The organism is Vibrio sp. Vb0349 (assembly GCF_033338975.1).
This window is the reverse complement of record NZ_JAWOTS010000233.1, coordinates 1-1328: the sequence shown is the minus strand read 5'-3', so window position 1 is coordinate 1328 and position 1328 is coordinate 1. Positions and strand designations below refer to the sequence as shown.

The 1328-nt window shown below is 46.8% G+C and carries 1 protein-coding gene; it reads left to right on the top strand.

From position 1 onward, the window contains the following. Positions 1-1328 (top strand): methyl-accepting chemotaxis protein (locus R7Q47_RS24820; RefSeq protein ID WP_318089941.1); only part of this gene is annotated, 1328 nt, incomplete at both ends.

Below are 1328 nucleotides of genomic sequence, written 5' to 3'. Positions count from 1 at the left end.
CAGGGCCTGATTATGATCCTCGCCAACGCCCTTGGTTTATCGCGGCCAAAAACAAAGGCGATTTGGTGGTTACCGACCCTTATGTTGATGCTTCATCTAAGAATGTGATCATCTCTGTTGGTACGCCAGTAAAACAAAACGGCCAGTTCTTAGCGGGCATGTTTTACGACCTAGAGCTAACTACCCTTTCCGACCTAGTTAACCAAGTGAACCTGTTTGATGCTGGTTACTTGTTCTTAGTCACTGACGATGGTACGACGATTGCGCACCCGCAAAGTAAGTACAACGGTGAAAAGCTCAATAGCTACCTACCGCAAGTTGACTTAAATAAGGCGACTCAACACATCGAAGTTGATAACAATCCTTACATGGTTAGCCTTACTCATATCCCAAGTGAGAACTGGTACGTGGGCGCAATCATTGATGAAACGGCAGCTTACTCAGTGGTTGGAGAGCTACGTAATAGCGCGATCATTTACTCAATCATCGCTGTACTTGCTTCAGTTATCGCATTAACACTTCTGATCAGAGCCCTAATGCGCCCGCTAGATACACTAAACACGGCAATTAAAGACGTCGCATCTGGCAAAGGTGATTTAACGCAACGCCTAGAAACTGACACCGATCAGGAGTTTTCTGAGCTAGCGAAAAACTTCAACACCTTTATGGAAAATCTTCAGCAGCAGATCATTGAATCGAAATCGATCTCTGATCAGATTCTTATTGGCACTCAAATCACGGCAGAAGGCGCACGCGACTCCGCTGGTGCCATTCAAACTCAGCTTCAAGAATTGGAGCAACTGGCAACCGCAATGCACGAAATGTCTGTCACCGCGACAGAAGTTGCGAACAACGCACAAGGCGCCGCAAGCGCTGCGAAAGAAGCCGATCAAGCAACCATTGAAGGTTCATCAGTGGTGAGCGAATCAACACAAACCATTAATATGCTCTCAGACAGCATCGATTTGGCTGTTGAAGAAGTTCAAGTGTTAGAGTCAGCAACAGCAAACATCGAAACGATTCTTAAAGTTATCAACGATATTGCAGACCAAACCAACCTACTTGCATTGAATGCTGCAATCGAGGCTGCACGCGCAGGTGAATCTGGTCGTGGTTTTGCTGTAGTGGCCGATGAAGTTCGCACACTGGCACAACGTACACAGGAATCGACAACAGAAATTCGCAGCATGATTGAACAGCTACAATCTGGCGCGTCTTCAGTGGCAAGCGCGATGCATCAAAGCAAAGGCAGTGCTGTAGAAGCGGTAGAAAAAGCCGATTTGGCGAATGATGCGCTACAACGCATTCGTGATGCGATTCAACGGATC